The 25,283-nt window shown below is 63.3% G+C and carries 26 protein-coding genes, 1 pseudogene and 1 riboswitch; of the genes and pseudogenes, 17 read left to right on the forward strand and 10 right to left on the reverse strand.

Going from position 1 to position 25,283, the window contains the following annotated elements:
- Positions 1–28: 28 nt before the first annotated feature.
- The 4 genes from NKI88_RS08170 (at position 29) to NKI88_RS08185 (ending at position 5,047) form a co-directional block, all read left to right on the forward strand.
- The gene (locus NKI88_RS08170) at positions 29–1,042 is read left to right on the forward strand and encodes a carbohydrate ABC transporter permease (RefSeq protein ID WP_352654554.1); all 1,014 of its coding nucleotides are present in this window, start codon (positions 29–31) and stop codon (positions 1,040–1,042) included.
- Between the two features lies 1 nt (position 1,043).
- Positions 1,044–2,198, forward strand: a complete 1,155-nt coding sequence (locus tag NKI88_RS08175) for a carbohydrate ABC transporter permease (protein ID WP_023668890.1) — start codon at positions 1,044–1,046, stop codon at positions 2,196–2,198.
- Positions 2,199–2,203: 5 nt separating this feature from the next.
- Positions 2,204–3,868, forward strand: a complete 1,665-nt coding sequence (bglA, locus tag NKI88_RS08180) for a beta-galactosidase BglA (protein WP_031198273.1) — start codon at positions 2,204–2,206, stop codon at positions 3,866–3,868.
- 66 nt (positions 3,869–3,934) lie between these two features.
- Positions 3,935–5,047 carry an ABC transporter ATP-binding protein gene (locus NKI88_RS08185; protein WP_023668888.1) on the forward strand — a complete coding sequence of 371 codons (1,113 nt, stop codon included), beginning with the start codon at positions 3,935–3,937 and terminating at the stop codon, positions 5,045–5,047.
- A gap of 73 nt (positions 5,048–5,120) precedes the next feature.
- On the opposite strand, the gene NKI88_RS08190 is transcribed toward NKI88_RS08185, so the two are convergent.
- The 3 genes from NKI88_RS08190 to NKI88_RS08200 form a co-directional block, all read right to left on the reverse strand.
- Positions 5,121–5,354 (reverse strand): DUF680 domain-containing protein, encoded by a 234-nt coding sequence (locus NKI88_RS08190; RefSeq protein WP_023819466.1) that lies wholly within the window; start codon positions 5,352–5,354, stop codon positions 5,121–5,123.
- 71 nt (positions 5,355–5,425) lie between these two features.
- A complete protein-coding gene (locus NKI88_RS08195; RefSeq protein ID WP_023668886.1) occupies positions 5,426–5,629 on the reverse strand; it encodes a DUF680 domain-containing protein in 204 nt (67 codons plus the stop codon).
- A gap of 66 nt (positions 5,630–5,695) precedes the next feature.
- A complete protein-coding gene (locus NKI88_RS08200) occupies positions 5,696–5,902 on the reverse strand; it encodes a DUF680 domain-containing protein (protein ID WP_023668885.1) in 207 nt (68 codons plus the stop codon).
- Positions 5,903–6,401: 499 nt separating this feature from the next.
- Positions 6,402–6,603, forward strand: a riboswitch (cobalamin riboswitch).
- Between the two features lie 117 nt (positions 6,604–6,720).
- On the opposite strand from NKI88_RS08200, the gene NKI88_RS08205 reads away from it, so the two are divergent.
- The 8 genes from NKI88_RS08205 (at position 6,721) to NKI88_RS08240 (ending at position 14,563) form a co-directional block, all read left to right on the forward strand.
- Positions 6,721–7,968, forward strand: coding sequence for an aromatic ring-hydroxylating oxygenase subunit alpha (locus NKI88_RS08205; protein WP_352654557.1), 1,248 nt, complete (start codon positions 6,721–6,723; stop codon positions 7,966–7,968).
- A gap of 37 nt (positions 7,969–8,005) precedes the next feature.
- Entirely contained in the window at positions 8,006–9,106 is a 1,101-nt protein-coding gene (locus tag NKI88_RS08210; protein ID WP_023755571.1) for an FAD-binding oxidoreductase, read from the forward strand.
- 163 nt (positions 9,107–9,269) lie between these two features.
- Positions 9,270–9,692, forward strand: a complete 423-nt coding sequence (locus NKI88_RS08215) for a PqqD family protein (RefSeq protein WP_352537185.1) — start codon at positions 9,270–9,272, stop codon at positions 9,690–9,692.
- Positions 9,693–9,844: 152 nt separating this feature from the next.
- Complete coding sequence (locus NKI88_RS08220; RefSeq protein ID WP_352654559.1) at positions 9,845–10,894, forward strand: serine kinase; 1,050 nt, start codon at positions 9,845–9,847, stop codon at positions 10,892–10,894.
- Positions 10,891–11,634: a glycosyltransferase family 2 protein gene (locus tag NKI88_RS08225; protein ID WP_352654561.1), complete on the forward strand. Its 744-nt coding sequence runs from the start codon at positions 10,891–10,893 to the stop codon at positions 11,632–11,634. The genes NKI88_RS08220 and NKI88_RS08225 overlap by 4 nt, the downstream gene beginning before the upstream one ends.
- A gap of 33 nt (positions 11,635–11,667) precedes the next feature.
- Positions 11,668–12,420: a glycosyltransferase family 2 protein gene (locus tag NKI88_RS08230; protein ID WP_352654563.1), complete on the forward strand. Its 753-nt coding sequence runs from the start codon at positions 11,668–11,670 to the stop codon at positions 12,418–12,420.
- Entirely contained in the window at positions 12,405–13,097 is a 693-nt protein-coding gene (locus NKI88_RS08235; protein WP_245260271.1) for a glycosyltransferase family 2 protein, read from the forward strand. Before NKI88_RS08230 ends, NKI88_RS08235 begins: the two co-directional genes overlap by 16 nt.
- Entirely contained in the window at positions 13,097–14,563 is a 1,467-nt protein-coding gene (locus NKI88_RS08240; RefSeq protein ID WP_352654565.1) for a nucleotidyltransferase family protein, read from the forward strand. The genes NKI88_RS08235 and NKI88_RS08240 overlap by 1 nt, the downstream gene beginning before the upstream one ends.
- A 45-nt stretch (positions 14,564–14,608) precedes the next feature.
- On the opposite strand, the gene NKI88_RS08245 is transcribed toward NKI88_RS08240, so the two are convergent.
- The 6 genes and pseudogenes from NKI88_RS08245 to NKI88_RS08270 all read right to left on the reverse strand — a co-directional run bounded on the left by NKI88_RS08245 (position 14,609) and on the right by NKI88_RS08270 (position 19,133).
- A complete protein-coding gene (locus NKI88_RS08245; RefSeq protein ID WP_023696909.1) occupies positions 14,609–15,349 on the reverse strand; it encodes an FAD-binding oxidoreductase in 741 nt (246 codons plus the stop codon).
- A complete protein-coding gene (locus tag NKI88_RS08250) occupies positions 15,346–15,957 on the reverse strand; it encodes a sulfite oxidase-like oxidoreductase (RefSeq protein WP_023684287.1) in 612 nt (203 codons plus the stop codon). Before NKI88_RS08250 ends, NKI88_RS08245 begins: the two co-directional genes overlap by 4 nt.
- 134 nt (positions 15,958–16,091) lie before the next feature.
- A pseudogene (locus NKI88_RS08255) lies at positions 16,092–16,320 on the reverse strand (PDZ domain-containing protein); the annotation flags it as partial.
- 15 nt (positions 16,321–16,335) lie between these two features.
- Complete coding sequence (locus NKI88_RS08260; RefSeq protein ID WP_031196287.1) at positions 16,336–17,100, reverse strand: MBL fold metallo-hydrolase; 765 nt, start codon at positions 17,098–17,100, stop codon at positions 16,336–16,338.
- Entirely contained in the window at positions 17,100–18,266 is a 1,167-nt protein-coding gene (locus tag NKI88_RS08265; RefSeq protein ID WP_023707783.1) for a diphosphate--fructose-6-phosphate 1-phosphotransferase, read from the reverse strand. Before NKI88_RS08265 ends, NKI88_RS08260 begins: the two co-directional genes overlap by 1 nt.
- Positions 18,267–18,365: 99 nt before the next feature.
- Positions 18,366–19,133 carry a L,D-transpeptidase gene (locus NKI88_RS08270; RefSeq protein WP_023668871.1) on the reverse strand — a complete coding sequence of 256 codons (768 nt, stop codon included), beginning with the start codon at positions 19,131–19,133 and terminating at the stop codon, positions 18,366–18,368.
- Positions 19,134–19,361: 228 nt separating this feature from the next.
- On the opposite strand from NKI88_RS08270, the gene NKI88_RS08275 reads away from it, so the two are divergent.
- From NKI88_RS08275 to xylB, 3 genes are all read left to right on the forward strand, one after another.
- Complete coding sequence (locus tag NKI88_RS08275) at positions 19,362–19,985, forward strand: LysE family translocator (protein WP_352654568.1); 624 nt, start codon at positions 19,362–19,364, stop codon at positions 19,983–19,985.
- A 24-nt stretch (positions 19,986–20,009) separates the two neighbouring features.
- Entirely contained in the window at positions 20,010–21,335 is a 1,326-nt protein-coding gene (locus NKI88_RS08280; RefSeq protein ID WP_352654570.1) for a tetratricopeptide repeat protein, read from the forward strand.
- Positions 21,336–21,416: 81 nt separating this feature from the next.
- A complete protein-coding gene (xylB, locus tag NKI88_RS08285) occupies positions 21,417–22,871 on the forward strand; it encodes a xylulokinase (protein ID WP_352654572.1) in 1,455 nt (484 codons plus the stop codon).
- Positions 22,872–23,062: 191 nt separating this feature from the next.
- On the opposite strand, the gene NKI88_RS08290 is transcribed toward xylB, so the two are convergent.
- Positions 23,063–23,425, reverse strand: a complete 363-nt coding sequence (locus NKI88_RS08290) for a nuclear transport factor 2 family protein (protein ID WP_023668867.1) — start codon at positions 23,423–23,425, stop codon at positions 23,063–23,065.
- A gap of 113 nt (positions 23,426–23,538) precedes the next feature.
- Here NKI88_RS08290 and xylA point away from each other — a divergent pair, with 113 nt between their 5' ends.
- Together xylA and NKI88_RS08300 are read left to right on the forward strand one after the other, a co-directional pair.
- Positions 23,539–24,864: a xylose isomerase gene (gene xylA, locus NKI88_RS08295; RefSeq protein ID WP_352654574.1), complete on the forward strand. Its 1,326-nt coding sequence runs from the start codon at positions 23,539–23,541 to the stop codon at positions 24,862–24,864.
- 205 nt (positions 24,865–25,069) lie between these two features.
- Positions 25,070–25,273: a hypothetical protein gene (locus NKI88_RS08300; protein WP_023668865.1), complete on the forward strand. Its 204-nt coding sequence runs from the start codon at positions 25,070–25,072 to the stop codon at positions 25,271–25,273.
- Positions 25,274–25,283 lie beyond the last annotated feature (10 nt).

Raw genomic sequence — 25,283 nt, forward strand, 5'->3', positions numbered from 1 at the left:
GCCGATCATGCGCAGGGAAGAGGGACCCATGGCTGCTCAAATGTTATCGGCCATTTTTGTCATCATCATCGGCGTCGGCGGCTGCGTCGCCTATTTCTGGGGCGCCAACAAGCTGGTCGACCTGATATTCCCGTCGCGCGGCGTGGCCGGGGCTGCGGCCATCGACAATCTGCGCCGGCAAGGACTGGTCCGTCCGTGGCTGTTCGTCGGCCCGGCGATGATCATCCTCACCGTCTACCTGATCTATCCGGTGGTGGCGACGCTCTGGCTGTCCTTCCTCGACCGCGGCGGCCAGCATTTTGTCGGCTTCGCCAACTATGAATGGGCGTTCGGCGACCGCGAGTTCCGCAACTCGATCCTGAATAACATCATCTGGCTGGCGGTGGTGCCCGCCGCCTGCACCTTTCTAGGGTTGATAATCGCCGTGCTCACGGACAAGATCTGGTGGGGCACAATCGCCAAGAGCCTGATCTTCCTGCCGCTGGCGATCTCCTTCGTCGGCGCCAGCGTGATCTGGAAATTCATCTACGAATATCGCGGCGAGGGCCAGACGCAGATCGGCCTGCTCAACGCCATCATCCAGTATTTCGGCGGCCAGCCGCAGGTCTGGATATCGCTGCCGTTCTGGAACAATTTCTTCCTGATGATCATCCTGATCTGGATCCAGACCGGCTTTGCCATGGTCATCCTGTCTTCGGCGTTGCGCGGCATCCCCGAAGAGACGCTTGAAGCCGCGGTCATCGACGGCGCCAATCCGTTCCAGATCTTCTGGAAGATCATGGTGCCGCAGATCTGGGGCACCATCGCCGTGGTCTGGACGACGATCACCATCCTGGTGCTGAAAGTGTTCGACATCGTGCTGACCATGACCAACGGCCAATGGAACAGCCAGGTGCTGGCCAATCTGATGTTCGACTGGATGTTCCGCGGCGGCGGCGATTTCGGCCGCGGCGCCACCATCGCCATCATCATCATGATCGCGGTCATCCCGATCATGGTCTGGAACATCCGCCAGGCGAACAAAGAGACGGGAGGACATTGAGATGGCCGTCGCGACCGGAAAGTCCTTTGCCAGCCGCTTCGGCGTCCACATCGCCGTGCTTGTCTTCGTCGCCGTCTGGACCGTGCCGACGCTCGGCATCCTGGTCTCGTCGCTGCGCGACAAGGACCAGATCATCGCCTCGGGCTGGTGGAACTCGTTCTCCAGCTCCAGCCAGACTGAAGCCGGCCGCCTGCCGCCGGCCTCGGCGCAGGTCGAGAAGGACGGCAAGTTCGTGCTTGCCGGCAATATCTTCGGCGACGGTGCTGCGCGCAACATCAGCGCCTTCGGCGTCAAGTCGGCGGCACCGACGCAATATCCGGCCGGCACCACTGCCGATCTCGGCGACGGCGTGACCTTGCAGCTCAATGCCGACGGAACGTTCGTCATGAGTTCGCCCAAGGCTTTCGAAGGCGACCGTGGCCAGCGCGTCTATTACGCCTCGTCGGCGCCACCGAAATTCACCACCGACAATTACAAGACCGTGCTGTTTTCGGAGGGCATCGGCCGCTCGTTCATAAACTCGCTGACCGTCACCATCCCGGCGACGGTCATCCCGATCCTGATCGCCGCCTTCGCCGCCTATGCATTGGCGTGGATGCGTTTTCCCGGCCGCGCCTTGCTGATCGCCACAATCATCGGCCTGCTGGTCGTGCCGCTGCAGATGTCCTTGATCCCGCTTTTGAAGATCTACAACGGCGTCGGCATCTTCTTCGGTGTGCCGTCGAAAACCTATCTCGGCATCTGGCTGGCGCATACCGGCTTTGGCCTGCCCTTCGCCATCTATCTCCTGCGCAGCTATATTGCCGGCCTGCCGCGCGAGATCATGGAATCGGCGCGCATAGATGGCGCCAGCGATTTCGAAATCTTCGTCAAGATCGTGCTGCCGCTGTCCTTCCCGGTGCTGGCGTCCTTTGCAATCTTCCAGTTCCTGTGGGTGTGGAACGATTTGTTGGTGGCAATGGTTTTCCTAGGTACCGAAGGGGACCAGATCGTGCTGACCGCGAAACTCAACGCGCTGCTCGGCTCGCGCGGCGGCGACTGGGAAATCCTGACGACATCGGCCTTCGTCACCATTATCGTGCCGCTGATCGTGTTCTTCTCGCTGCAGCGCTATTTCGTCCGCGGGCTGCTGGCCGGCTCGGTCAAAGGAGGTTGAGACTTATGCAAGCCGCTTTGAAGGCGACCTCGAAGCCCGATCTCGCCGTCGATCGCGACTGGTGGCGGGGCGCGGTGATCTACCAGATCTATCCGCGCTCCTATCAGGACTCCAATGGCGACGGCATCGGCGACCTCAAGGGCATCATCCGCAGGCTGCCCTACATCGCCTCGCTCGGCGTCGACGCCATCTGGATTTCGCCCTTCTTCAAGTCGCCGATGAAGGATTTCGGCTACGACGTCTCGGACTATTGCGACGTCGACCCGATGTTCGGGACGCTCGCCGATTTCGACGCGCTGGTTGCGGAAGCCCATCACCTCGGCCTCAAGGTGATGATCGACGAGGTGCTGTCGCACACCGCCGACAACCATCCATGGTTCAAGGAGAGCCGCGCCAGCCGTAGCAATCCCAAGGCCGACTGGTATGTCTGGGCCGACGCCAGGCCGGACGGCACGCCGCCCAACAACTGGCTGTCGATCTTCGGCGGCTCGGCCTGGCAGTGGGACACCAGCCGCCAGCAATATTATCTGCATAATTTCCTGTCCGAGCAGCCGGACCTCAACTTCCACAATCTGGAAGTCCAGGACGCGCTGCTCGACGTCACCCGCTTCTGGCTGGAGCGCGGCGTCGACGGCTTCCGCCTCGACACCATCAATTTCTACTTCCACAGCCAGGGGCTGGAGAACAATCCGCCGCTGCCGCCCGAAGAGCGCAACGACCAGACAGCACCTGCGGTCAATCCCTACAACTACCAGGACCATATCTACGACAAGAGCCGGCCGGAAAACCTTGCCTTCCTCGAACGGTTCCGAGCGCTGCTCGACGAATATCCGGCGGCCGCCGCGGTCGGCGAAGTCGGCGATTCGCAGCGTGGGCTGGAAGTGGTCGCCGCCTACACCGCCGGCGGCAAACGCGTCCACATGTGCTATTCCTTCGATTTCCTGGCGCCGGAAAAGATCAGCGCCGCCAAGGTGCGCCAGGTGCTGGAAGCCTTCGGCAAGGTCGCCAGCGACGGCTGGTCGTGCTGGGCCTTTTCCAACCACGACGTGATGCGTCCGGCCTCGCGCTGGGCCGCCGACGAGGCCGACCCGGCCGCCTATCTGAAGGTTATCTCGGCGCTGCTGATGTCGCTGCGCGGTTCGGTCTGCCTCTATCAGGGAGAGGAGCTTGGGCTGGGCGAAGCCGAGTTGCAGTTCGAGGATCTGCAGGACCCCTACGGCATTCGCTTCTGGCCCGAATTCAAGGGCCGCGACGGCTGCCGCACGCCGATGGTGTGGGATGCAACCGCCAGCAATGCCGGCTTTTCGACGGCCAAGCCCTGGCTGCCGGTGCCGGGCAAGCACTTGTCGCAAGCGGTCAATGTTCAGCAGGGCGACGCGGCCTCGCTGCTCGAGCACTACCGGCGCTTTCTCGGTTTCCGCCGCCAGCATCCGGCCCTGGCCAAAGGCGACATCGAGTTCATCGAAAGCGAGGGCGACACCGTCGCCTTCACCCGCCGTGAGGGCAATGAGCAGATCGTCTGCGTCTTCAATCTGGCCAGCAAGCCGGCCGAGGTCGATCTCGGTGGTCAGGCGCTGCTGCCATTGGCCGGGCACGGTTTTTCGGGACAATCCGGCACAGGTTCCATCCGCCTCGGCGGCTACGGCGCCTGGTTCGGGCGCATCGACTGAGTTTTTGACGAAACTGGATTTTTTGAGGAAATCCAGGTTCTCTAGGGAAATCACTGGGAGGAAATTATGGCCGATGTCACGCTGAGACAGGTGAAGAAATCATACGGCAATCTGCACATTCTCCACGGCATCGACCTCGACATAAAGTCGGGCGAGTTCATCGTCTTCGTCGGCCCGTCGGGTTGCGGCAAGTCGACCTTGCTGCGGTCCATCGCCGGGCTTGAGGAGATCACCTCCGGCGAGCTGAAGATCGCCGGCGAGGTGGTGAACGACGTGCCGCCTTCCAAGCGCGGCATTGCCATGGTGTTCCAGTCCTATGCGCTCTATCCGCACATGACCGTCTACGACAACATGGCCTTCTCGATGAAGATCGGCAAGGAAAGCAAGGCTGAGATCGACAAGCGGGTGCGGCAGGCCGCCGAAATCCTGCAGCTGACCAAATATCTCGACCGCCTGCCCAAGGCGATGTCGGGCGGCCAGCGCCAGCGTGTCGCCATCGGTCGCGCCATCGTGCGCAATCCGAAAGTGTTCCTGTTCGACGAGCCGCTGTCGAATCTCGACGCGGCGCTGCGCGTCGCGACCCGCATCGAGATCGCCAAGCTCAAGGAATCGATGCCTGCCACGACCATGATCTACGTCACCCACGATCAGGTAGAAGCGATGACGCTCGCCGACCGCATCGTCGTGCTGAAGGATGGCCATATCGAGCAGGTCGGCACGCCGATGGACCTCTACAAGAAGCCCGGCAATCTGTTCGTTGCCCAGTTCATCGGCTCGCCGGCCATGAACATCCTGCCGGCGACAATCGACAGGACGGGCAACCCGACAATCGTCAGCCATGTCGGCGGCCGCAAGGCAACGGTGCCGATCGCAACGCCGGCGTCAGCAAAGGGTGCGGCAGTCAGCTTCGGCGTGCGGCCGGAGGATCTGTCGGCCGCCACCGGCGCGGAATATCTTTTCGAGGGCGTTGTGGACTATGTCGAGCAACTCGGCGAGGTGCAGCTTGTCTATGTCGATATCGGCCGCGCTGACCTGCCGTTGGTGACCAAGCTGCCCGGCAATGTCGAGGTCAAGCGCGGGGCAAAGCTGCGACTGACCGCGGATGCCGGGGACCTGCACATCTTCGACGCCGATGGGCACTCCTTCTCGCTCAAGCCGGTGGAAGTGAAGGCGGCTTGAGATAGCTGCGTCGTACAGGCAGTAAAAACGCGCGGCGGGCCAGGCCCGCCGCTCTTTTTTTAAGCTTCGGCTGTTAGTTGTTGCCGAACCGATCCCTGTCGCTGCTCTGAGGAACGAACTTCTGTTGGTCGTTCGACGAGTTCAGCAGCTTGTAGACCGCCGAGTTGGTGCCGGTCGACGAAGTGCGGGTGGTGTCGACGGCAGCGGCCGGCTGGTTGGCGCCATTGGAGCCATAATTGTCGCTGCCGGCAAAGGCAGCGCTCGAAACAGCCAGAACGGCTGCGGCGGCGAGAACGATCTTCTTCATTTTAGTCTCCTGAATTTTTCTGATGCCGCCAGCTGCAGCGAATAAGCCCGCCACGTGCTGGAAACCGGCTTTTAGCGGCCGAAAAGGTTACGGTCGGCACCGTGGGCAGGCGCCTGCTCGGCTGGAGCCGACTTCTCAACCGAAGCCGTATGGCCACTATCGGTCGACGTAATCGCAGGCTGGTTGGCGCCGTTCGAACCGTAGTTGTCGCTGCCGGCGAAAGCGCTGCCGGAGATGGCCAAAACGGCGGCGGCAGCAAGGATGATCTTTTTCATTTCAAATACTCCTGAATTTTTTGGGATCCCGAGAGCGACGGGTTAGCCGCCCTTCTTTGGTCGGGATCAGCGATTGCCGTAGAGGTCGCGGTCGGCGCCCTGAACGACAGGCTGCTTGTCAGCGTGCGCCGGCTTCTGAATGGAAGCCGTATACGAGCTGTCGACCGAGACGGCTGGCTGGTTCGCACCATTGGAACCGTAATTGTCGCTACCGGCGAAGGCGCTGCCGGTGATCGCCAAAACGGCTGCGGCAGTGAGGATGATCTTTTTCATTTTTAGTACTCCAGTTTGTCTGTCCGTCTAGCGGCGTGTCTTGGGAGGAATTCGCGTCGTTCGGACAGCCCCGATGTGGGAAAGCCATAGGCTGGTTTCCAATCACGAAGTTGTTCCGTGTGGACCACGGTCCTGCACCTTGAAATTGTGCCAGGAAGTTCCTCTATGGTCATTTATCGCATTGTTTTCAGTTGCTTATGTCGAACCGAGTGGTTCGCTCCGGTGTCGGTTTCCGGGCCGTCGTTCACACCGTCCTGCACGCATTGTCAACAGAAACGAACCGTTCGGTTCGATTAGAGATTGCTAATAGTAACTTTTCGATACCGTTGAGCCCTTTTTGCCCCCGATCGAACTGGATCCGCAGCGATTCGAAACGGCGATGATGGCGTCGCAAGAAACGTCTCAGCTCTTTGACCGGCGCCGGGGGGCGTATGCCGCGCGTGTCGCGCCGCATGGATACGATGTCGCTTTCATGCCGACGTCGCGATCGCTGCCGTGATTAGATGATCGCATCTCAGGTGCCGCTTCGTGACGACGCAGCGGAGAATTGGGAAGCCGGTCAGAATCCGGCGCTGCCCCCGCAACGGTGGTGGAGTTGAAGTCGCAACGGGAGACCACTGGGCAAGAGCCTGGGAAGGTGTCGCGATGGTCCGCAAGGACAACTCCAGAGCCCGGAAACCAGCCCGAGACGCATAGACTCGACTGATCGCGGTGGGCGGTCAAGAGGTGGATAGTGCATGTCCGGCGCCGCGCCGGCCTGCGTCCGATCCTTCCTCCATCACCACCAAGTTCAGTCCTTAAACCACGAGGACAGAACTATGGATACGCGCAACGACATGCTGAGGCTCCTGAACGGCCGCAAGCAAGGCTTTTCGCTGGAACAGCCCTTCTACACCGACCCGGACTATTTCAAGCTCGACATGGAGCTTATCTGGTATCGCGACTGGCTGTTCATCGGCCATGATTGCGAACTGCCGAAGCCCGGCAGCTATATCACCGTGCAGATCGGCGATTATCCGGTGGTGCTGGTCCGCGACCAGAAGGGCAACATCAACGCCTTTCACAATTCCTGCCGCCATCGCGGCAGCCGTGTCTGCAACACTGAGAAGGGCATGGCGGCAAAGCTTGTCTGCCCCTATCACCAGTGGACCTACGAGCTTGACGGCCGGCTGCTGTTTGCCCGCCAGATGGCCGACGGTTTCGACAAGAGCCAGTTCGGCCTGAAGCCCGTCGCCTGCGAGAGCGTCGGCGGCTACATCTTCATCTGCCTGGCGAAAGAACCTGCCGACTTTGCGCCGATGCGCGCCATGATAGAGCCCTACCTCAAGCCGCACCGGCTGAATGAAGCCAAGGTCGCCTTCGAGAGCACCATCATCGAGAAGGGCAACTGGAAGCTGGTCTGGGAAAACAACCGCGAATGCTATCACTGCGCCGGCAATCATCCGGAGCTGTGCAAGACATTCCCCGAAGCGCCGACGGTGACCGGCGTGCAGGGCGCCGACAGCGATCCGGAGATGCTGGCGCACTGGGCGAAATGCGAGACGGCGGGCCTGCCGAGCAAGTTCCGCATCGATCCGGCCGGGCAATACCGCGCCACCCGCGCGCCGCTGCTGCGCGATGCCGTCAGCTACACGATGTCGGGAAAGCGCGCGGTGACGAAGAACCTGTCCGACACTGTTGCCGCCGACCGCATCGGCACCTTGATGCACTACCACTATCCGACGACCTGGAACCACATCCTGATCGACCATGCGGTCACCTTCCGGGTGCTGCCGATCAGCGCCACGCAAACCGCGGTGACGACCAAGTGGCTGGTGCACAAGGATGCGGTCGAGGGCGTCGACTACAACCTTGAAGAGCTCACCCACGTTTGGACCGAGACCAACGACCAGGACCGCCGCATCGTCGAGGAAAACGCCTTCGGCATCCTGTCGCCGGCCTATGAGCCCGGCCCCTATTCGGAGCTGCATGAGGGCGGCGTGATCCAGTTCGTCGAATGGTACGCGGCCTTCATCGGCCCGCGCCTTGCCGAAGGCGGCCGGCCGGCGCTGCGCAACGTCGCGTGAGCTGGAGCAGGCGAGGAAGGACCGGAGGATGAATGCGATGACGGATCTTGGGCTCTATCGCCATCTTGACCAGATGGCGCCGTGGAACGATAGGCTGCAGGTGCTGGAAGTGATCGGCGTCAGCGACGAGGCGCCTGACGTCAAGACCTTCACCTTCCGCTCCGACAACCAGACCTGGTTCCGCTACAAGCCGGGCCAGTTCCTGACGCTGGAACTGCCGACACCGGACGGGCCGCTGATGCGCACCTATACGCTGTCGTCGTCACCATCGCGGCCGTTTTCGATCGCGGTGACGGTCAAGGCGCAGGCCGGCAGCATCGGCACGCGCTGGATGTTCGACCATCTGGTGCCCGGTTCGCATGTCAAGGCCTACGGACCGGCCGGCGACTTCTCGTTGCACAGCCACCCGGCGGCCAAATACCTGTTCATTTCCGCCGGCTCCGGCGTGACGCCGATGATGTCGATGCTGCGCTGGCTGAACGACTGCGCGCCATGGACCGATGTCGGTTTCGTCAACTGCGCGCGGCGTGCCGAAGAGATCATTTTCCGCAAGGAACTCGAACTGCTCGGCGGCCATATGCCCGGCCTGTCGCTCGGCTTCATGATCGAGGAACGTTCCAGCCGCGAGGGCTGGTACGGTCATATGGGGCGCATCGACGCGATCCGGCTGCCCTTGCTGGCTCCGGATTTCCGCGAGCGCGAAATCTTCTGCTGCGGCCCCGATCCGTTCATGCGCGCCGTGCGCGGCATGCTGGATGCCGCCGGCTTCGACATGACGAAATACCATCAGGAGAGCTTTGCCGCGCCTGTGATGGAGGAAATTCCGGCGCCGTTTGCCTCCCCGGTCGAGGACGGCATCGCTGCACCTGTCGAAGCCGTGACGCCGATCCGCTTCTCGCTTTCGGAGGTCGATGCCGGCTGCGTCGCCGGCCAGACCGTGCTGCAGACCGCGCGCAGCTCGGGCGTGCGGATTCCCGCCGCCTGCGAGTTCGGCCTGTGCGGCACCTGCAAGGTGAAGAAGGTCTCCGGCGAAGTCGAGATGAGCCACAATGGCGGCATCCTCGACCACGAGATCGATGACGGTTTCATCCTTGCCTGCTGCTCGAAACCGTTGTCGGCGCTCGAAATCGAGGCTTGAGCGGCGCCGATATCACCGCAACGGTCGCCGACGCAGGCGTTGTGTTCGAGGGTCTTTGTCTTGCCAAGCATGGGCCGAGTGATTTAGACGCACTTAGGAAGGGCTTGGCAGACCGCGAAACCGGCGCATCCCTTCATGGGCGCATGGGACGGGGGACAGAGCGATGCAACAGCGGGTCTACGCGGTCGCAAGCAAGGACATCGTTTTCGAATCATTCGATGGCGAAGCCGTCGTTCTCGATCTTTCGAACGGCAAGTATTTCGGCTTTTCCAATTCCGGCAGCCGGGTCTGGCAGGCTTTGTCGTCCGGCGTCGCCACTGAAGCGCTGGTCGGAGCTGCCGCGGGCGCCGCAAAAATAAGCCTGGCCGACCTCGAAAGCTTCGTTGCCCGACTGCTCGATTTCGGGTTGCTTGCGCCAGCCGAAACACCGGCGCAACCGCTTTCAGGCGAGCTGTCGGCCGCGCTTGCTGCCAGCAATGAGCCGCTCAAGGTCGAGGTCCATGACGACCTTGCCGATCTCATCATTGTCGACCCGATCCATGAGGTCGAGGAACCTCTCGGCTGGCCGGCGGTGAAACAGGCATAATCGTTTCCCTCTAAGCGCGTCGCGTTTGAACGGACTCAGGCGACGCGCTTAGATCTTTGATTTTATGCATATCGTCGTCTCAAAACCGGGGCCGCCCCGAGCGACATGCATCAGGCGACCCGGCGCAATTCTGGACGCTGAACAACCAACACATGCCTTTGATCACGCTGCAAACCCTGCCGGATTATGCCCGCCATGTGCTGGCGGCCGCGGAAAGCGCCGCCGCCTTCTATCCCGTTGCCGCCAGCGTCCGGTTGCCGGGGCTGGACCTGAGTGTCCATCTCGACCATGGCACGCTGGCAGATACCATCGGCCATGCCTTCATACCGGCTCCGGGCAATCCGTCTGCATCTGACGGCTGCCGCATTTTCGTCGCCCACCCGGGCATCGATGGCGTCCCCGCCCCGGGCACCTGGGGCCGAGGCGATTACAACCATCATGCCTTTGCCAACCGGCTGGAAGAGGCCGGATTGCGCGGCAGCTACTATCATGACCTCGACTTCTGGCAGTTCCATGATCCGCAACGCCATGTCGGGGCGCAGCTGATGATGTCGGCCAAGGCCTTTCCGCCATGGGAACAAGGGGCGCCGCTGCGCGCCTTCCTGCATTGGGAATATGCGGCGCGCGGCATGCGGCTTACCCATGCCGGCACGCTGGGCATCGATGGCAAGGGCGTGCTGCTGGCGGGCTCTGGCGGAGCCGGCAAATCGGGAACGGTCGTCGCCGGCCTGCTCAATGGGCTCGATAGCGTCGGCGACGACTATGTGCTGATCGACCGGACCGAGGGGGTGACGGCCTATCCGCTGTTTGCCACGCTCAAGCAGGATCCGGAGGGCTTCAGGCGGCTGAAGCTGGAGGAGCGGCTAGAGTCGTACCAACCGCTGAACTGGCAAGGCAAGCATGCCTTTCACATCGACGAGATCGCGCCTCGACCAACTCCTGCAAGTCTGGACATTATTGCTTTGATAGTGCCCCATATCAGGGGAGGTGCGAGAAGCTCGGTCATGCCCGTATCGCGCAAGGATGCCATGATCGCCTTGGCCCCGTCAGGAATCGTGCAGATGCCGGGCGAGCGGGAAGCGGGCTTTCGCTTTTTCAGCGAGCTTACCCGCGATCTGCCATGCTACCGGCTGTCGCTGGGGACCGAGCCGCGCGAGATCGCCGGCACGATTGCGGATTTCGTCCTTCGGGGCGCTGCATGAAGTTGAGCATCATTGTGCCGGTGTACAATCGGGAGATCTATGTCGTTTCGACGTTGCGGTCCCTGCTCAGGCAACGCGACGATGCCGATCTCGATATCATCGTTGTCGACGACGGCTCGACGGACAGCTCCGTTGAAGCAGTCCGCGCCATCATGCGGGAAGCGTCGTGCATCCGCCTGTTCCAGCAGGCCAACCAGGGCGTGGCCAACGCGCGCAACACAGGGCTGAAGCAGTTGCTGCCGCAAACCGAACTGGTGTCGTTCCTGGATTCGGACGACGTCTCGCCGGCTGGACGATTCAAGGCTGGCCTACCCCTGTTCGCGGCCGACCCTGCGCTCGAGCTGACCTACTCGCTGATGACGCGCGTCGATCTCATGGACGACGAAACCCTGCAGCCGGCACCGGGCGGCGCAGGTCCCACCGTGCGCGGCGTCAGCCTTAGCGCCGGGATATTCCGCAGGGCACTCATCGACCGTACCGGTGCTTTCGACGAGGAGTTCCGGCAGGGCGAAGACGCCGACTATCTGCTGCGCATTTTCGAAACCAGCCCGAAGCACATTTTTCCCGACACCGTCGCGGTATACTACCGGCGCCACCCCGGCAATTTGACCAAGCAAAGGGATGTGGCGGTGCGCGAATATCTGCGTGTAATTCAGAAATCCTTGCGGCGGCGCAAGGCCGATCCGTCGCGGCGCCCGGTCGAGGGGCTTTTCGAGATCAGGCGCCCGGCAGAGTGGTGAAAGAATGAACAGATCACAGCCTGGAATGCGTGCGTGAAGCTGAGCGTGATCATGCCGGTCTACAACCGCGAACGCCATGTCGGCTCGGCGCTGCGCTCGCTGCTGAGGCAGCGCGATGCCGCCGATCTCGACATCATCGTTATCGATGACGGTTCGACCGACAGTTCGGTGGCGGTCGTGCGCTCGCTGATCGCGGAGGCGCCGTGCATTCGCCTTTTCCAGCAGCAGAATGCCGGGGTGACGCGGGCACGCAACGCGGGCTTGCGGCAATTGCTGCCGCAGACCAGGCTGGTATCGTTTCTCGATTCGGACGACATTTCCCCGCCGGGCCGCTTCAAGGCGGATCTGGCCTGTTTCGACGCAGACCCCACCCTCGAGCTGACCTATTCGTGCATGACGCTGGTCGACGACATAGATGACGATACGCTGGAGCCGACAGCCGACAGCCACTCGGTGACGGTTCGCGGCATTCACCTGTCTCCCGCTATCTTCGTCCGGCGGTTGGTCGAACGCATCGGCAGCTTCGACGAGGATTTCCACCAGGCCGAGGACACCGACTATTTGCTGCGCACTTTCGAAAGCGGGCCGAAATTCACGATGCCCGACACTGTTGCGCTCTATTACCGGCGCCATCCCGGCAACATGACCAGGCAGGCCGATGTTCCTTTTCGCGAATTCATGCGCGCCATCTACAAGTCGATGAAACGGCGCGAGGCCGACCGCTCCTTGCACCCTGTCGACGGCATCTTCGATTTCAAGGAACTTGCGAATTGGCGTTTCCTGTGATGGCCAGCTACGGCGTCGTCATTCCGGCCTTCAACGCGACCGCCACCATCGCCGAGACGCTGCGATCGGTCGCGGCCCAGACGGTCCAGCCCGACGCCATAATCGTCGTCGATGACGGCTCGACCGACGATACGGTCGCGGTGGTCAATTCGCTGGGCATGCCGGTGCAGGTGTTGCGCCAGGACAATGCCGGACCAGGCAGCGCCACCACCAGGGGCATCGCCGCGCTGGCGACGCCCTTCGTCGCCACGCTCGATGCGGACGATCTGTGGCTGCCGACCAAGATCGAAAGGCAGCTGGAGCATTTCGAGCGGTTTCCCGCGACGGCAGGAGTCTTTGCCCACTGGCGGACGTTTCGCGATGACAAGCCCGATGTGCAACAGGACGTGGCCGTGGCGGGCTGGTCGCGCACGACGATGATGATCCGCCGGGAGGTAGCCGAGGCCGTCGGTCCGATCATCGACCCGCAAGGCGGTCGCGGCGACATGGTCGACTGGATCGCCCGTGTCCGCGAGGCGGGCTTTGCGCTTGCCATGCTCGACGATGTCCTAACCTTGCGCCGCATCCGGCCCGACAGCATGTCCTATGGACGCGACCCCGTGCGCGACCGCGGTTATGTCGAAGTCGTAAGGCTGGCCATGCAAAGGCGAGCAGCGAAAAAGGCGAGCGCCGACTGATGGCCAATGCCATGCGCCGTATCGGCCGTCGGTTTCCGGACTATGGTTGGTCATGGCCCACTGGCGGCCTCGACCAGTTGCTGAAGGCCGCATTGCTCCCCGATGAAGAGGCGGCCGGGGCCTATGCGGCGCGCTGGCTCGACGAGAACGATATCGACCATGCTGCTTTCCGCGAGCATCGGCTGCTGGCCGCGATCTCCGACAGGTTCGGCCGCAAGCTCGCTGGGCATCCGGCCTATCCACGTCTTGTCGGCCTGCAAAAGATGCTGTGGACCAAATCGCGACTGGCTGCGCGCGAGGCCGAGCCGGCGCTACAGGCCATGATCGACGCCGGCTGCGCGGTGATGCTTATCAAAGGCGCCAGCCGCATCGCCGTCAACGCGTCGGCGCAGCGCGGCCGGGTGGCGCATGACATCGACATACTGGTGCGCTCGCAGGTCATGATTGCCGCCTTCGATGTGCTTAGCGAACGCGACTGGCAGATCGCCACCGGCGTCAGTCCGCAATATCTGCGCACCAGGCTGGCGTCCTTGCGTTCGATGAATTTTTTCAAGGGCAGTTTCGGCGACATCGACCTGCACCAGCTCGCTTATGACGGGTCGCAGCAAAGCGCGGAAGATGATCTGGCGATCTGGCAGCGGGCGCTGTCAGCCGATTTCAATGGCGTCCGCGTGCTTGTGCCCTCTCCGGCCGACCGCATGGCGCTCGCCATCGCACATGGCGGCCTCGATGCCCACACCCACAGCGACTGGCTGGTCGACTGTGCGGTCGCCATCGAGAGTGGCGCAGTCGACTGGGGCGTGTTCGCCGACATCGTCGCCAAGCGGGGCCTCGCCGTCGCCGCGGCGGTGGCGCTCTCCTATCTCTGCCTGGAGATCGGCATTGCGGTGCCGGAGGCCGAACTTGCAAAGACGATTGAGTTGGCCGACCGCGCCGGCCTGTCGCGCTGGTCCTCGGTGCTGCAGGCCAAGCCGCGCACCGATTTCGGCGGCCTCGTTTGGCTGTCGCGCGGCTTTGCCAAGCAGTTGCGCCTCAAACGCAAAAAGGGCCGCCTGCAGCAGCCGACGCCCGCCGTCTGGCGCGGCAGGCCGACATTGCGCAAGGCAAGAGCGACGTCGGCGCCGTTTGCACTTTCCCAGCCCCTGCCGCGTCCGGACAGGACTGGAGCGATGGTGCTGGACGTCACCGTCAGGATCGTCGTTCCACCAATCCGGCGCCGCATTGAGATGGAAATCAATGCCGGCGGCGGCCATGTCGCCCGCCTGCGTTCCATGGTGATCAGCCGCGCCGGCGGCGGACGTGTGCTGCGCTTTCGCGGCAAGGTAACGGTGGACGACACCGGCCGGCCTCTGGTGATCGAGGCACGGCCATCGCGCCAGTTCCGCAACTGGGACAATGAGGCCGAAGTCGCCGCCTATGGCGCGCTGCCGTTCCAATTGCTGTCGGCAAGGTTTTCACCCACCTGAGAGCGGGTGGCTGTTTCCATGAAACGGTGAACCACTGTGGCCCTCTCAGACGCCATAGCGCTCGGTGCGGATGATTTCCGCTGATATGCCGGCGTCGATCAGCGCCTGGGCAGCCGCCGAGACGAAGGCGTTCGACCCGCAGACGAAGGCGAGCGCCGGCGGCCGCGGCAGCCGCGTGAGCGCCTGCATGACCATTGCCGTGTCGATGCGCCTCGAATAGTCGGACGGGCGCCGTACGGCCTCGCGCGTCAGCGTCAGCACCAGCTCGAACCCGTCGCGGCGGTCACCGAGACCGATCAGCTCGTCGCGGAAGATCACCTCGTCCCAGACCCGCACCGAAAACATCAGCGCCACCGGCACCGCCGATTTGCGCAAGGTTCGATGCCGCACCATCGCCATCAGCGGCACCACGCCGGAGCCGCCGCCGACCAGAAGCAGCGGCCCGCCATCCCCATCGGACCATACGAAATGGCCGCCGAGCGGCCCGCGCAGTTCGATCTCGTCACCGACCGCGGCGATGTCGTGGAAGAAGGGCGAGACTTCACCGTCGTCGAGCTTCTCGATCGCCAGCTCGATCGTGGCGCCGCTCTCCGGCGCCGAGGCGATGGAATAGGAGCGGCGCGCCTGGTAGCCGTCAGGCGCCGTCAGCCTGACGTCGACATGCTGTCCGGCGCGATAGGCGAATGGCCGTGACAGCGCGAAAAAGAAACTGGTGACGCGTGGCGTCCGCTTTTCGATCCGGGTGATTTTCGCCGTCTGCCAGGGAGATTGCGGCGCTTCGCTCATGGATCGCCGCTATAGCGCTGCTCGCGCCACGGGTCGCCATAGATGTGATAGCCGCGCAATTCCCAGAAGCCCGGCTCGTCGCGCTCGGTGAACTGCAGCCCGTTCAGCCATTTAGCCGATTTCCAGAAATAGAGATGCGGCACCAGGAGCCGCGCCGGGCCGCCATGGTCGGCAGTGATTGGCTTGCCTTCATAAAGCAGCGCCACCATCGCCTTCCCCGCGGTGAGATCCTTGGCCGGCACGTTGGTGGTATAGCCGTCATAGCCATGCGCCAGCAGGAAGCCGGTCGGCGCTTCGATGCCTGCATCGGCAAGGATGTCGTCGACCAGCACGCCTTGCCAGGCGGTATCGAACTTGGTCCAGGCGGTAACGCAATGGATGTCGCGCGTCATCTTGGTCAAGGGCAGCGCGTTGAACTCGGCCCAGTTCCATTTCTTGATCGGGCGCGGCCCGTGCTTGAGCGTGAACGACCAGTCCTCGGTGCGCACGCGCGGCGTCGGCCCCGCCGACAGCACCGGAAAGCCCTGTTCGAGATACTGACCGGGCGGAATGCGCGCATCGGTCTCCGTCGGAGGCTTTCGACCGGAGGAAAAACCGCGAGTGACCATCGGACTGTCCGTTTTTAGCAGGCCATTGCCGGCCTGCCGTAATGTTCTCGAAGATGTCGCGGCGGGCAACAGGAATTTTGGCGGGGCCGTGCGGCAGGCCTGCCGATCGTTCAGCGAGCCCGCCGCATCATGACTCAACCGGCGGCGAAGGGTACGGCGACGAAGATTTGCGCGTCGCCCCGGTCGACCAAAAGCAGCACCGACTTCCGGCCCGATCTGCCGGCCTCGGCGATCGCCTGGTTGGCTTGCCGCGCATCCCGCGGGCGACCGGTCGACGGCGACGATGACGTCGCCCGGCTGCAGGCCGGCATTGGCAGCTGCCTTGTCCGGATTGACGCGCTCGACCACGGCGCCACGCTGGTTCCAATCCCAATGTCGTCAGAGGCCTCCGGTGCGCCTGAGATAGGCTGTGGCGATCTCGCGCATCCGGTTGCCGTCGAAGCTCGGCCCATGGCCGCCATGGCCGAGGCGAACAGGCAGGTCAAGGAGCCGCTGCATGGTACGGCGATAATCAGGCCGGGAGGAATCCGGCAGGTCGTCGATCAGCGTGGAATCGTAGATGGCGTCGCCGGCAAAGAACAGGCCGTCTGCCTCGTCGAACAAAGCGATCGAATCCGGCGAATGTCCGGGCAGATGCAGGACGCGGAACTGCCGGTCGCCGAGGTCGACGATGTCGCCCTCGTCCAGCGTGCGCGTCAGCGGCGCCGGCGGAATCTTGTAGTCGGCCGCCGTCCAGCCCGGCGCCGGCAATTTCGAAACGGCGCCGTCGAGATTACAAAACATGTAGGCGTAGGTCACCTGATCGTTCATGGTCTCGAAATGCTCGGCACTGTGCCGCGGCCCGGCGCGCAGCGGAAACTCGTGCAGCGAGCCGACATGGTCGAGATGGATGTGGGTGGCGACAACGATGAGCGGCTTGCCCTCGGGCGTGTCGATCTCAGGCGCCAGCGGGCAGATGCCCATGCCGGTGTCGACCAGCAGGTCGGCGTCGCGTCCCCTGAAATGCCAGATGTTGGCGCGCACGAAATCATGCACGAACGGCTCGGTCAGCATCGTCGTGCGGTCGTCGATGATCGTCTTGCCGAACCAGTCGCCGACAACGCGCTCGCCACCAAAACGGGTGCCGCCAAAACGGCCGCCCATCAGACGAAGGGCTTTCCCACCTTGTATTTTTCCGGCACCAGCCGCTTCAGGTAAGCCATGCCCGCTTCCGACAGCTGGTTGACATCGGGCTTCATGAAATCGTCGGGCATATGGCGCGTCTTGCCGGCGACGTTCTTCAGCGGCACCTTCTTCAGCAAGGTTTTCGTGCCGTCATATTGCAGCGCCACCGAGCCACCGCCTTCGCCGGCAACGGCAACCGCGAAGGCGCCGGCGTCGAAAGCCTCCTGCGCGTCGACGGCACTGATCGAGCCGACATAGCCGCGCGGCATGTAGCCAAGCGCATCGACGCGGGCGCGCTTGCCCGGCAGGCCTTCGGCGAGCGCACGTTCCAGAGCTGACGGCAGGTCGCTGCCCGACAGTTTGACGTTGCCATGCGCGTCGCGCTCGAGCTTGTCCGGCGGCACCAGGCTTTCGACCAGCGCCTTGCCGTCGGCGGTGCTGACACCTTCGGAGACGGCGACGATGCAGCGCTTGTGGCGGTCGAGCGTGGCGCGCACGTCGTCGATGAAACCGGCGGCGGAGAATGGCCGTTCCGGCACGTAGACCAGATGCGGGCCGCTGTCGGGATCGAGCTGCCAGGCTGCAGCCGCCGCGGTGAGGAAGCCGGCATGCCGGCCCATGACGATGCCGACATAGATGCCGGGCAATGCGCGGAAATCGAGATCGACGGACAGGAAGGCGCCGGCGACGAATTCGGCCGCCGAGATGAAGCCCGGCGTGTGGTCGTTTTCCTCGAGGTCGTTGTCGATGGTTTTTGGCGCATGGACGAAAGCGATGCTGCCGCCGGCGGCGTCGGTCAGGATCTGCTGCGTGCCCGACGTGTCGTTGCCACCGATGTAGATGAAAGCGTCGGCGCCGGCCTTCTTCAACCCGTTGAGGATGACTTCGCAATAGGCAGCGTCGGGCTTGTCGCGTGTCGAGCCGAGCGCGGCACTCGGCGTGCCGGCGATCAGCCGCAGCCGGTCCTCGGGGATGGCGGAGAGGTCGACATAGTTGCCGTCACGAATGCCGCGCACGCCGTGGAGCGAGCCCAGCACCTTGGCGCCGGGATGGCGCTTGCGGACTTCCAGCGTGGCCCCGACAACCGTCTGGTTGATGACGGCGGTCGGGCCGCCGCCCTGTGCGATGACAAACGTTCCAGCCATGCTCGATCTCTCCCGGCGCTGTGGTTTTCAAGGCACCTTGGCCTAGCTTGCCGCATCGCGCAACGGGAGTTTCCAGCGGCGCCAAACCGCCGCACAGGATCAGACGACCACGACCGGGTTCTTCTTGGAAACGCGGCTGTAGAGGTCGATGATATCCTGGTTGATCAGGCGCACGCAGCCCGACGACATCGCCTGGCCGATGCTCGCCCATTCCGGCGAACCGTGTATGCGGTAGCCGGTGTCCTTGCCGTCCTGGTAGATGTAAAGAGCGCGTGCGCCGAGCGGGTTGGTGAGGCCACCGGGCTGGCCGTTTTGCCACTTCACCAGTTCCGGCTTGCGCTGGATCATCTCCGGCGGCGGCGTCCAGGTCGGCCATTCCTTGCCGTACTGGATGTTGGCGCGGCCGGACCAGCGGAAGCCGTCCTTGCCGATGCCGACGCCGTAGCGGATGGCGTCGCCGCCCTCCTGCACCAGATAGAGCTTTCGCTCCTGCAGATGCACGACAATGGTGCCGGGCGCCTCGCCGGTCTCGTTGACGACGATCTGGCGGCGGAACTCCGGCTTGACCTTCTGATAGGGCACCGCCGGCACTTCGAAGCCGCCATCGTTGAGCGAGGCGTACATGACATCAGGGCCGGTGACGTTTTTGTCGACGCTGATCGCCGGACGGATCGGCCGCACCGAGCCGGTGACCGTGTCATCCAGCTGGAATTGCGGCAGCTCGAGCGTCGAAGTGCTGCAGCCGGCCATGCCGAGCAGCGTCATGGCGCCGGCCCCTGACAGGACGAAGCGGCGGGAATAGAGATGTTCGGTCTCGTTTGCGTCGCCATTTGCTGGCGGCGTCACATTCTGCGGCAACTCACGCATGCACCCAACCCTACGCTGTCGGCGGGAAACACGGTCCGGCCGGATGGCAGGCAGTTTCGCCAAACATGGTTGAAAAAGGGTGAAGGCCCAACGACCGGTCTTAAGCCTGTGCCGCCAATAGCCGCAGCGATCTGGCGAAATGGTCCGCCGTGCATTTTTGGGAGAGGGCTCTTTACATTCCTCCGCACACGAGGATTTATCCTTTTCTTTGCGCTCAAGGAGACAAAGATGTCGTTCGAAAACTGGGCCGCCTTCGCCGCCGCCTCCACCGTTCTGCTCATCATTCCCGGCCCGACCATTCTTCTGGTCGTGTCCTATGCGCTGGGCCAGGGCTGGCGCACCGCCTTGCCGATGGCCGTCGGCGTGGCGCTGGGCGACTTCACCGCCATGACCCTGTCGATGCTGGGCATCGGCGCGCTGCTGGCCGCGTCGGCGACCGTGTTCACCATTCTGAAGCTGATCGGCGCCTGCTATCTGGTCTATCTCGGGGTAAAACTGTTTCGCGCCGGCGGCGCGCTCAAAGCTGAACCGCGCACAGATGCCGTCTCGACCGCCAAGATGATGGCGCACGCCTGGCTGGTCACCGCACTCAACCCGAAGAGCATCACCTTCTTCGTCGCCTTCCTGCCGCAGTTCCTCAACCGGGAAGCCGATTTCTGGACACAGATGCTGATCTTCGAAGCGACCTTCCTGGCGCTCGCCTTCGCCAATGCCTTCGGCTACGCGCTGATCGCGGCGCGCGCCCGCAACGTCGTACGCAACCCCAAGGCGATCCGCATCTTCAACCGCACCGGCGGCACGCTGCTGGTCGGCGCCGGGATCGCCACGGTGGCGATGCGCTCGGGCAATTAGGAACTGCGGAGCATCAGGGCCGATATGGCAGTAAGAGATCCATTCGGCCTAATGTTTTCGGGCGCGACCGAGGCCGGGTTTTCACCCTACAGCCAGGCCGTGCATGAATTGCAATGCTTCGTCGGCGACCCGGTCGGCTCCGTTGACCGCGCCATATCGGCGGATCCCGGTTTCGTCATGGCGCATGTCTTCAAGGGGTATCTGTTCGGCCTCGCCACCGAACGCGAGGCAATGGCGGTCACCCAGGCATGCCATGCTGCGGCACTGCCGCTTGCCGCGACGCCGCGCGAACAGGCGCATGTGGCGGCCCTTGGCCACCTTGCCGAGGGACGCTGGCATGACGCCGCGCGCCTGCTCGAAGATATCGCCATCGACAACCCGCTCGACGCGGTGGCGTTGCAGGTCGGCCACCAGATCGACTTCTTCACCGGCAATGCCCGCATGCTGCGCGACCGTATCGGCCGCGCGCTACCGTCCTGGCAGAGCGGCATGCCAGGTTATCACGCCATTATCGGTATGCAGGCCTTCGGTCTCGAGGAGATGGGCGACTATGTCAGAGCCGAAAGTTTCGGCCGACAGGCGATCGAGATCGAGCCGCGAGACGGCTGGGCGCAGCATGCGGTCGCCCATGTCATGGAGATGCAGAGCCGGCAACGGGACGGCATCGCCTGGATGCGCGCCAACCCCGAGGCGTGGACGAAGGAAAGCTTCCTGCAGGTGCATAATTGGTGGCATCTGGCGCTGTTCCACTACGATCTCGGCGAGACCGACGAGGTGCTCAAGCTCTATGACGGGCCGATCTATGGCGAGCGTTCGACGCTGGCGCTGAACATGGTCGACGCCTCTGCGATCCTGTGGCGGCTTTATCTCGGCGGTGTCGATGTCGGCGACCGCTGGGCAGCGCTCGCTGCCAACTGGGCGCCGAAGGCTGGAGCCGGCAATTACGCCTTCAACGATGCGCATGCGATGATGGCATTCGTCGGCGCCGGTCTCGAAGCGCCGGTCAAGATCTTGCTCGAAGCCCAGCACGAGGCGATGCGCGGCAGCGACGACAACGCCGCCTTCACCCGGGATGTCGGCCAGCCACTGACGGAAGGCATCAAGGCATTCGGCGAGGGCAATTACAGCGAAGCGGTGCGCCTGATCCGACCGATCCGCGCCATTGCCCATCGCTTTGGCGGCAGCCACGCCCAGCGCGATGTGATTGATCTCACGCTGATCGAGGCGGCGTTGCGCGCCGGCGACACGGCGCTTGCCTGGGCGTTGACGGCCGAGCGCGCACTGGTCCGGCCGGACAGTCCGCTGTCGGCGCTGTTTTCGCAACGCGCCGCCAATTTGTCAGAGAATTGACCCGCGGCGGATCTTGTTTTAAAAACTGGCAAGCCAGATTTTTTCGAGACCCGAAAAAATTAATGGCAATGGGAGGAATGCATGTATCTCGGCCTCGATCTCGGCACGTCGGGCGTCAAGGCGCTGTTGATCGATGCCGGGCAGAAGATCATCGGCTCCGGCCATGCTTCGCTTGACGTATCGCGGCCGCATCCCGGCTGGTCCGAACAAAACCCCACGGACTGGATCCGCGCCTGCGAGACGGCCATTGCTGAGCTGAAAGCCTCGCACCCGAAAGAGCTTGCCGCGGTCAAGGGCATCGGCCTTTCCGGCCATATGCATGGCGCCACCTTGCTCGATGCCGGCGACCAGGTGCTGCGCCCCTGCATTCTGTGGAATGATACGCGCAGCCACGCTGAGGCCGCGGCGCTCGATGCCAACCCGCGCTTTCGCCAACTCACCGGGAATATCGTCTTCCCCGGCTTCACGGCGCCGAAACTCGCCTGGGTGAAGAACAATGAGCCCTCCGTCTTCGCCAAAGTGGCGAAGGTGCTTTTGCCGAAGGATTTCCTGCGGCTGTGGCTGACCGGCGAGCATATCTCAGAAATGTCCGACTCGGCCGGCACCTCCTGGCTCGATGTCGGCAAACGGCGCTGGTCCCCCGAGTTGCTTGCGGCGACATCGCTCGACGAAAGGCAGATGCCGTCGCTGGTCGAAGGCACGGAGAAGGCTGGAGCCTTGCGCGCCGAACTGGCCGCCAGCTGGGGCATAGCATCGGGCACCCCGGTTGCCGGCGGCGCCGGCGACAATGCTGCTTCGGCCTGCGGCATGGGCACGGTCGGCGCCGGCCACGCTTTTGTGTCGCTGGGCACATCTGGCGTGCTGTTTGCTGCCAACGCTTCCTACCTGCCCAATCCGGCAAGCGCGGTGCACACCTTCTGCCATGCCCTGCCCAACACCTGGCACCAGATGGGGGTCATCCTGTCTGCGACCGACTCGCTGAACTGGCTGTCGGAGATTTCAGGCAAGAAGGCCGGCGAATTGACCGCCGAACTTGGCGATGTGCTGAAAGCGCCGAGCGGGGTGTCGTTCCTGCCCTATCTCTCGGGCGAGCGCACGCCGCACAATGATTCCGCCATTCGTGGGTCCTTCACCGGACTGGCGCATGAATCCGGCCGCGCGGTGCTGACGCAGGCCGTGCTTGAAGGCGTCGCCTTCGCATTCCGCGACAGTCTCGAAGCCTTGAAGACCGCCGGAACGGATTTGACGCGGGTGACGGCAATCGGCGGCGGCTCGCGCTCGCGCTACTGGCTGAAGGCGATCGCTACGGCGCTGCAGGTGCCCGTGGACATTCCGGCCGACGGCGATTTCGGTGCTGCCTTTGGCGCGGCGAGGCTTGGTCTGATCGCGGCGACAGGGGCTGATCCGCTGGCGGTGTGCACGGCGCCGAGGACGGATGCGACGATCGAGCCGGATGCTGCGCTTGGCGGGGCGTATGCCGATGCCTATCAGCGCTACCGGGCGCTGTATCCGGCGATCAAAGGCGTGACCGCGTGAGTCGGCGCGAGGCACCCCCCTCTGCCCTGCCGGGCATCTCCCCCGCAAGGGGGGAGATCGGCAGCGTCGGCGGGTATGCCAGTCTTGTAAGGTGGGTCATTAGCGAAGGCGTGGATGCCAGCCAATCTCCCCCCTTGCGGGGGAGATGCCCGGCAGGGCAGAGGGGGGTGTCTCGCGCCACCCTTAATCGATCACTGCGCCGGCACCTTGTCCAGAAACCCGGTGACGCTCTTCAGGCGCCCATTTTCGATAACACCGATATCGGTGCCTTCGATAACCGACGGCACGCCTTCCGGCCCAAGATTCCACGAGAAGCGGATGCGGTCGCCAAACCCGTCCGGCGTACCCTTCAGCGAGAACCGGAAGCCGGCGAAGCGCTGCTGTACGCCGTCGATCAGCCCAGCAACGCCGGCGTGGCCGTCGCCCTGCATGAGCGGATCGCGGTAGCTGACGTCTTCGGTGAAGGTGGCCTTGAGCAGTTCGGCACGGCGATCCGCATCGGCCTCGTTCCAGGCGGTGATGTAGTTCTCGGCGATCGTGTTGAGGTCGGTCATGGTCTGTCTCCTTCGTTGAGTGGCTTTGACACGAGCCTTTTCACCCCAAGCGAGAGCGAAACCAATTACGCCTGAGGTAATCAGGGCGAACTATTCGAGAGAGGACAGAAATCATGAGCAGCGGATTTTTCGGCGACATCAAAGCGATCAAGTATGAGGGGCCGGATTCGACCAATCCGCTGGCCTACCGCTTCTACAATCCCGACGAGGTGGTGGCCGGCAAACGGCTGGAAGACCATCTGCGCTTCGCCGTCGCCTACTGGCATTCTTTCGCCTGGCCGGGCGGCGATCCCTTTGGCGGCCAGACCTTCGACCGGCCCTGGTTTCCCAAGGCTGGCGGCATCGACACGATGGAGCTGGCCAAGCTGAAAGCTGACGTCGCCTTCGAGATGTTCTCGCTGCTCGGCGCCCCCTATTTCTGCTTCCACGACGCCGACGTGCGGCCCGAGGGAAAGGATTTCTCCGAAAGTGCCGCGCGGCTCGACGAGATCGCCGACTATTTTGCCGCCAAGATGAAGAAGACCGGCGTCAAGCTGCTCTGGGGTACGGCCAACCTGTTCTCCAACCGCCGCTTCATGTCGGGCGCCGCCACCAATCCCGATCCGGACGTCTTCGCCTATGCTGCGGCGACGGTGAAAAGCTGCATCGACGTCACCAAGCGGCTGAAGGGCGAGAATTATGTACTGTGGGGCGGCCGCGAGGGCTATGAAACGCTGCTCAACACCGATCTTGCCCGCGAGCAGGAGCAGGCCGGGCGCTTCCTCAGTCTCGTCGTCGACTACAAGCACAAGATTGGCTTCAAAGGCACGATCCTGATCGAGCCGAAGCCGCAGGAACCGACCAAGCATCAGTACGACTACGACGTCGCCACGGTCTACGGTTTCCTCAAGCGCTTCGGGCTGGAGAAGGAAGTGAAGCTCAACATCGAGCAGGGCCACGCGATTCTTGCCGGCCATTCCTTCGAGCACGAGCTGGCGCTGGCCAATGCGCTCGGCGTCTTCGGCTCGATCGACATGAACCGCAACGACTACCAGTCGGGCTGGGACACCGACCAGTTCCCCAACAATGTGCCCGAGATGGCGCTGGCCTATTACCAGGTGTTGCAGGCCGGCGGCTTCAAGACCGGCGGCACCAATTTCGACGCCAAGCTGCGCCGCCAGTCGCTCGACCCGCAGGACCTGCTGATCGGCCATATCGGCGGCATGGATTCCTGCGCACGAGGCCTCAAGGCAGCCGCCAAGATGGTCGAGGACAAGGCGCTGTCGGGTCCGCTGGCCGAGCGCTATGCCGGTTGGAACACGGCCGAGGGCAAGGCGATGCTGTCGGGCAAGCGCTCGCTGGAAGACATCGCCGAGCGCGTGGTGAAGAAGAAGATCGAGCCGCAGCCACGCTCCGGCCGCCAGGAGTTGCTGGAAAACATCGTCAACCGCTACGTCTGAGGGCGGAAAGCCGATTCGTTGTGCTCAAGGGTGGCTGGATAACATTCCGGCCGCCCCGGAATGGGGTTTGCGCAAGACCCTATCCGACGACAAGGGTTTGCCCTTTGGCGCCCCTCAATGACCTCGCTCTTGCCTTCAAACTGCCGTCACGTATCTCGTATAAGGATGCGGTTGTGGCGGGTGAAAAGGAAGGAGGCGAACCGATATGCAGCATGAACGCGAAATCGACGCCCTGCTCTCATCCGGCGAGACCGGATCGATCATCGACCGGCTGATGGCGCTGCCGCGGCCGACCGACAGCGTGAAAAACGAATGGGATCGTGCTGTCAGCAGCCGATTTGAAGTCCGTCTGGCGAGGCAGATGCGCTCGCAGATGGACGCCGGCAGCGATCGACAGAACGCAGCCTGATCTCCCTTTG

The organism is Mesorhizobium sp. M0317 (assembly GCF_040321555.1).
Classification (GTDB): domain Bacteria; phylum Pseudomonadota; class Alphaproteobacteria; order Rhizobiales; family Rhizobiaceae; genus Mesorhizobium.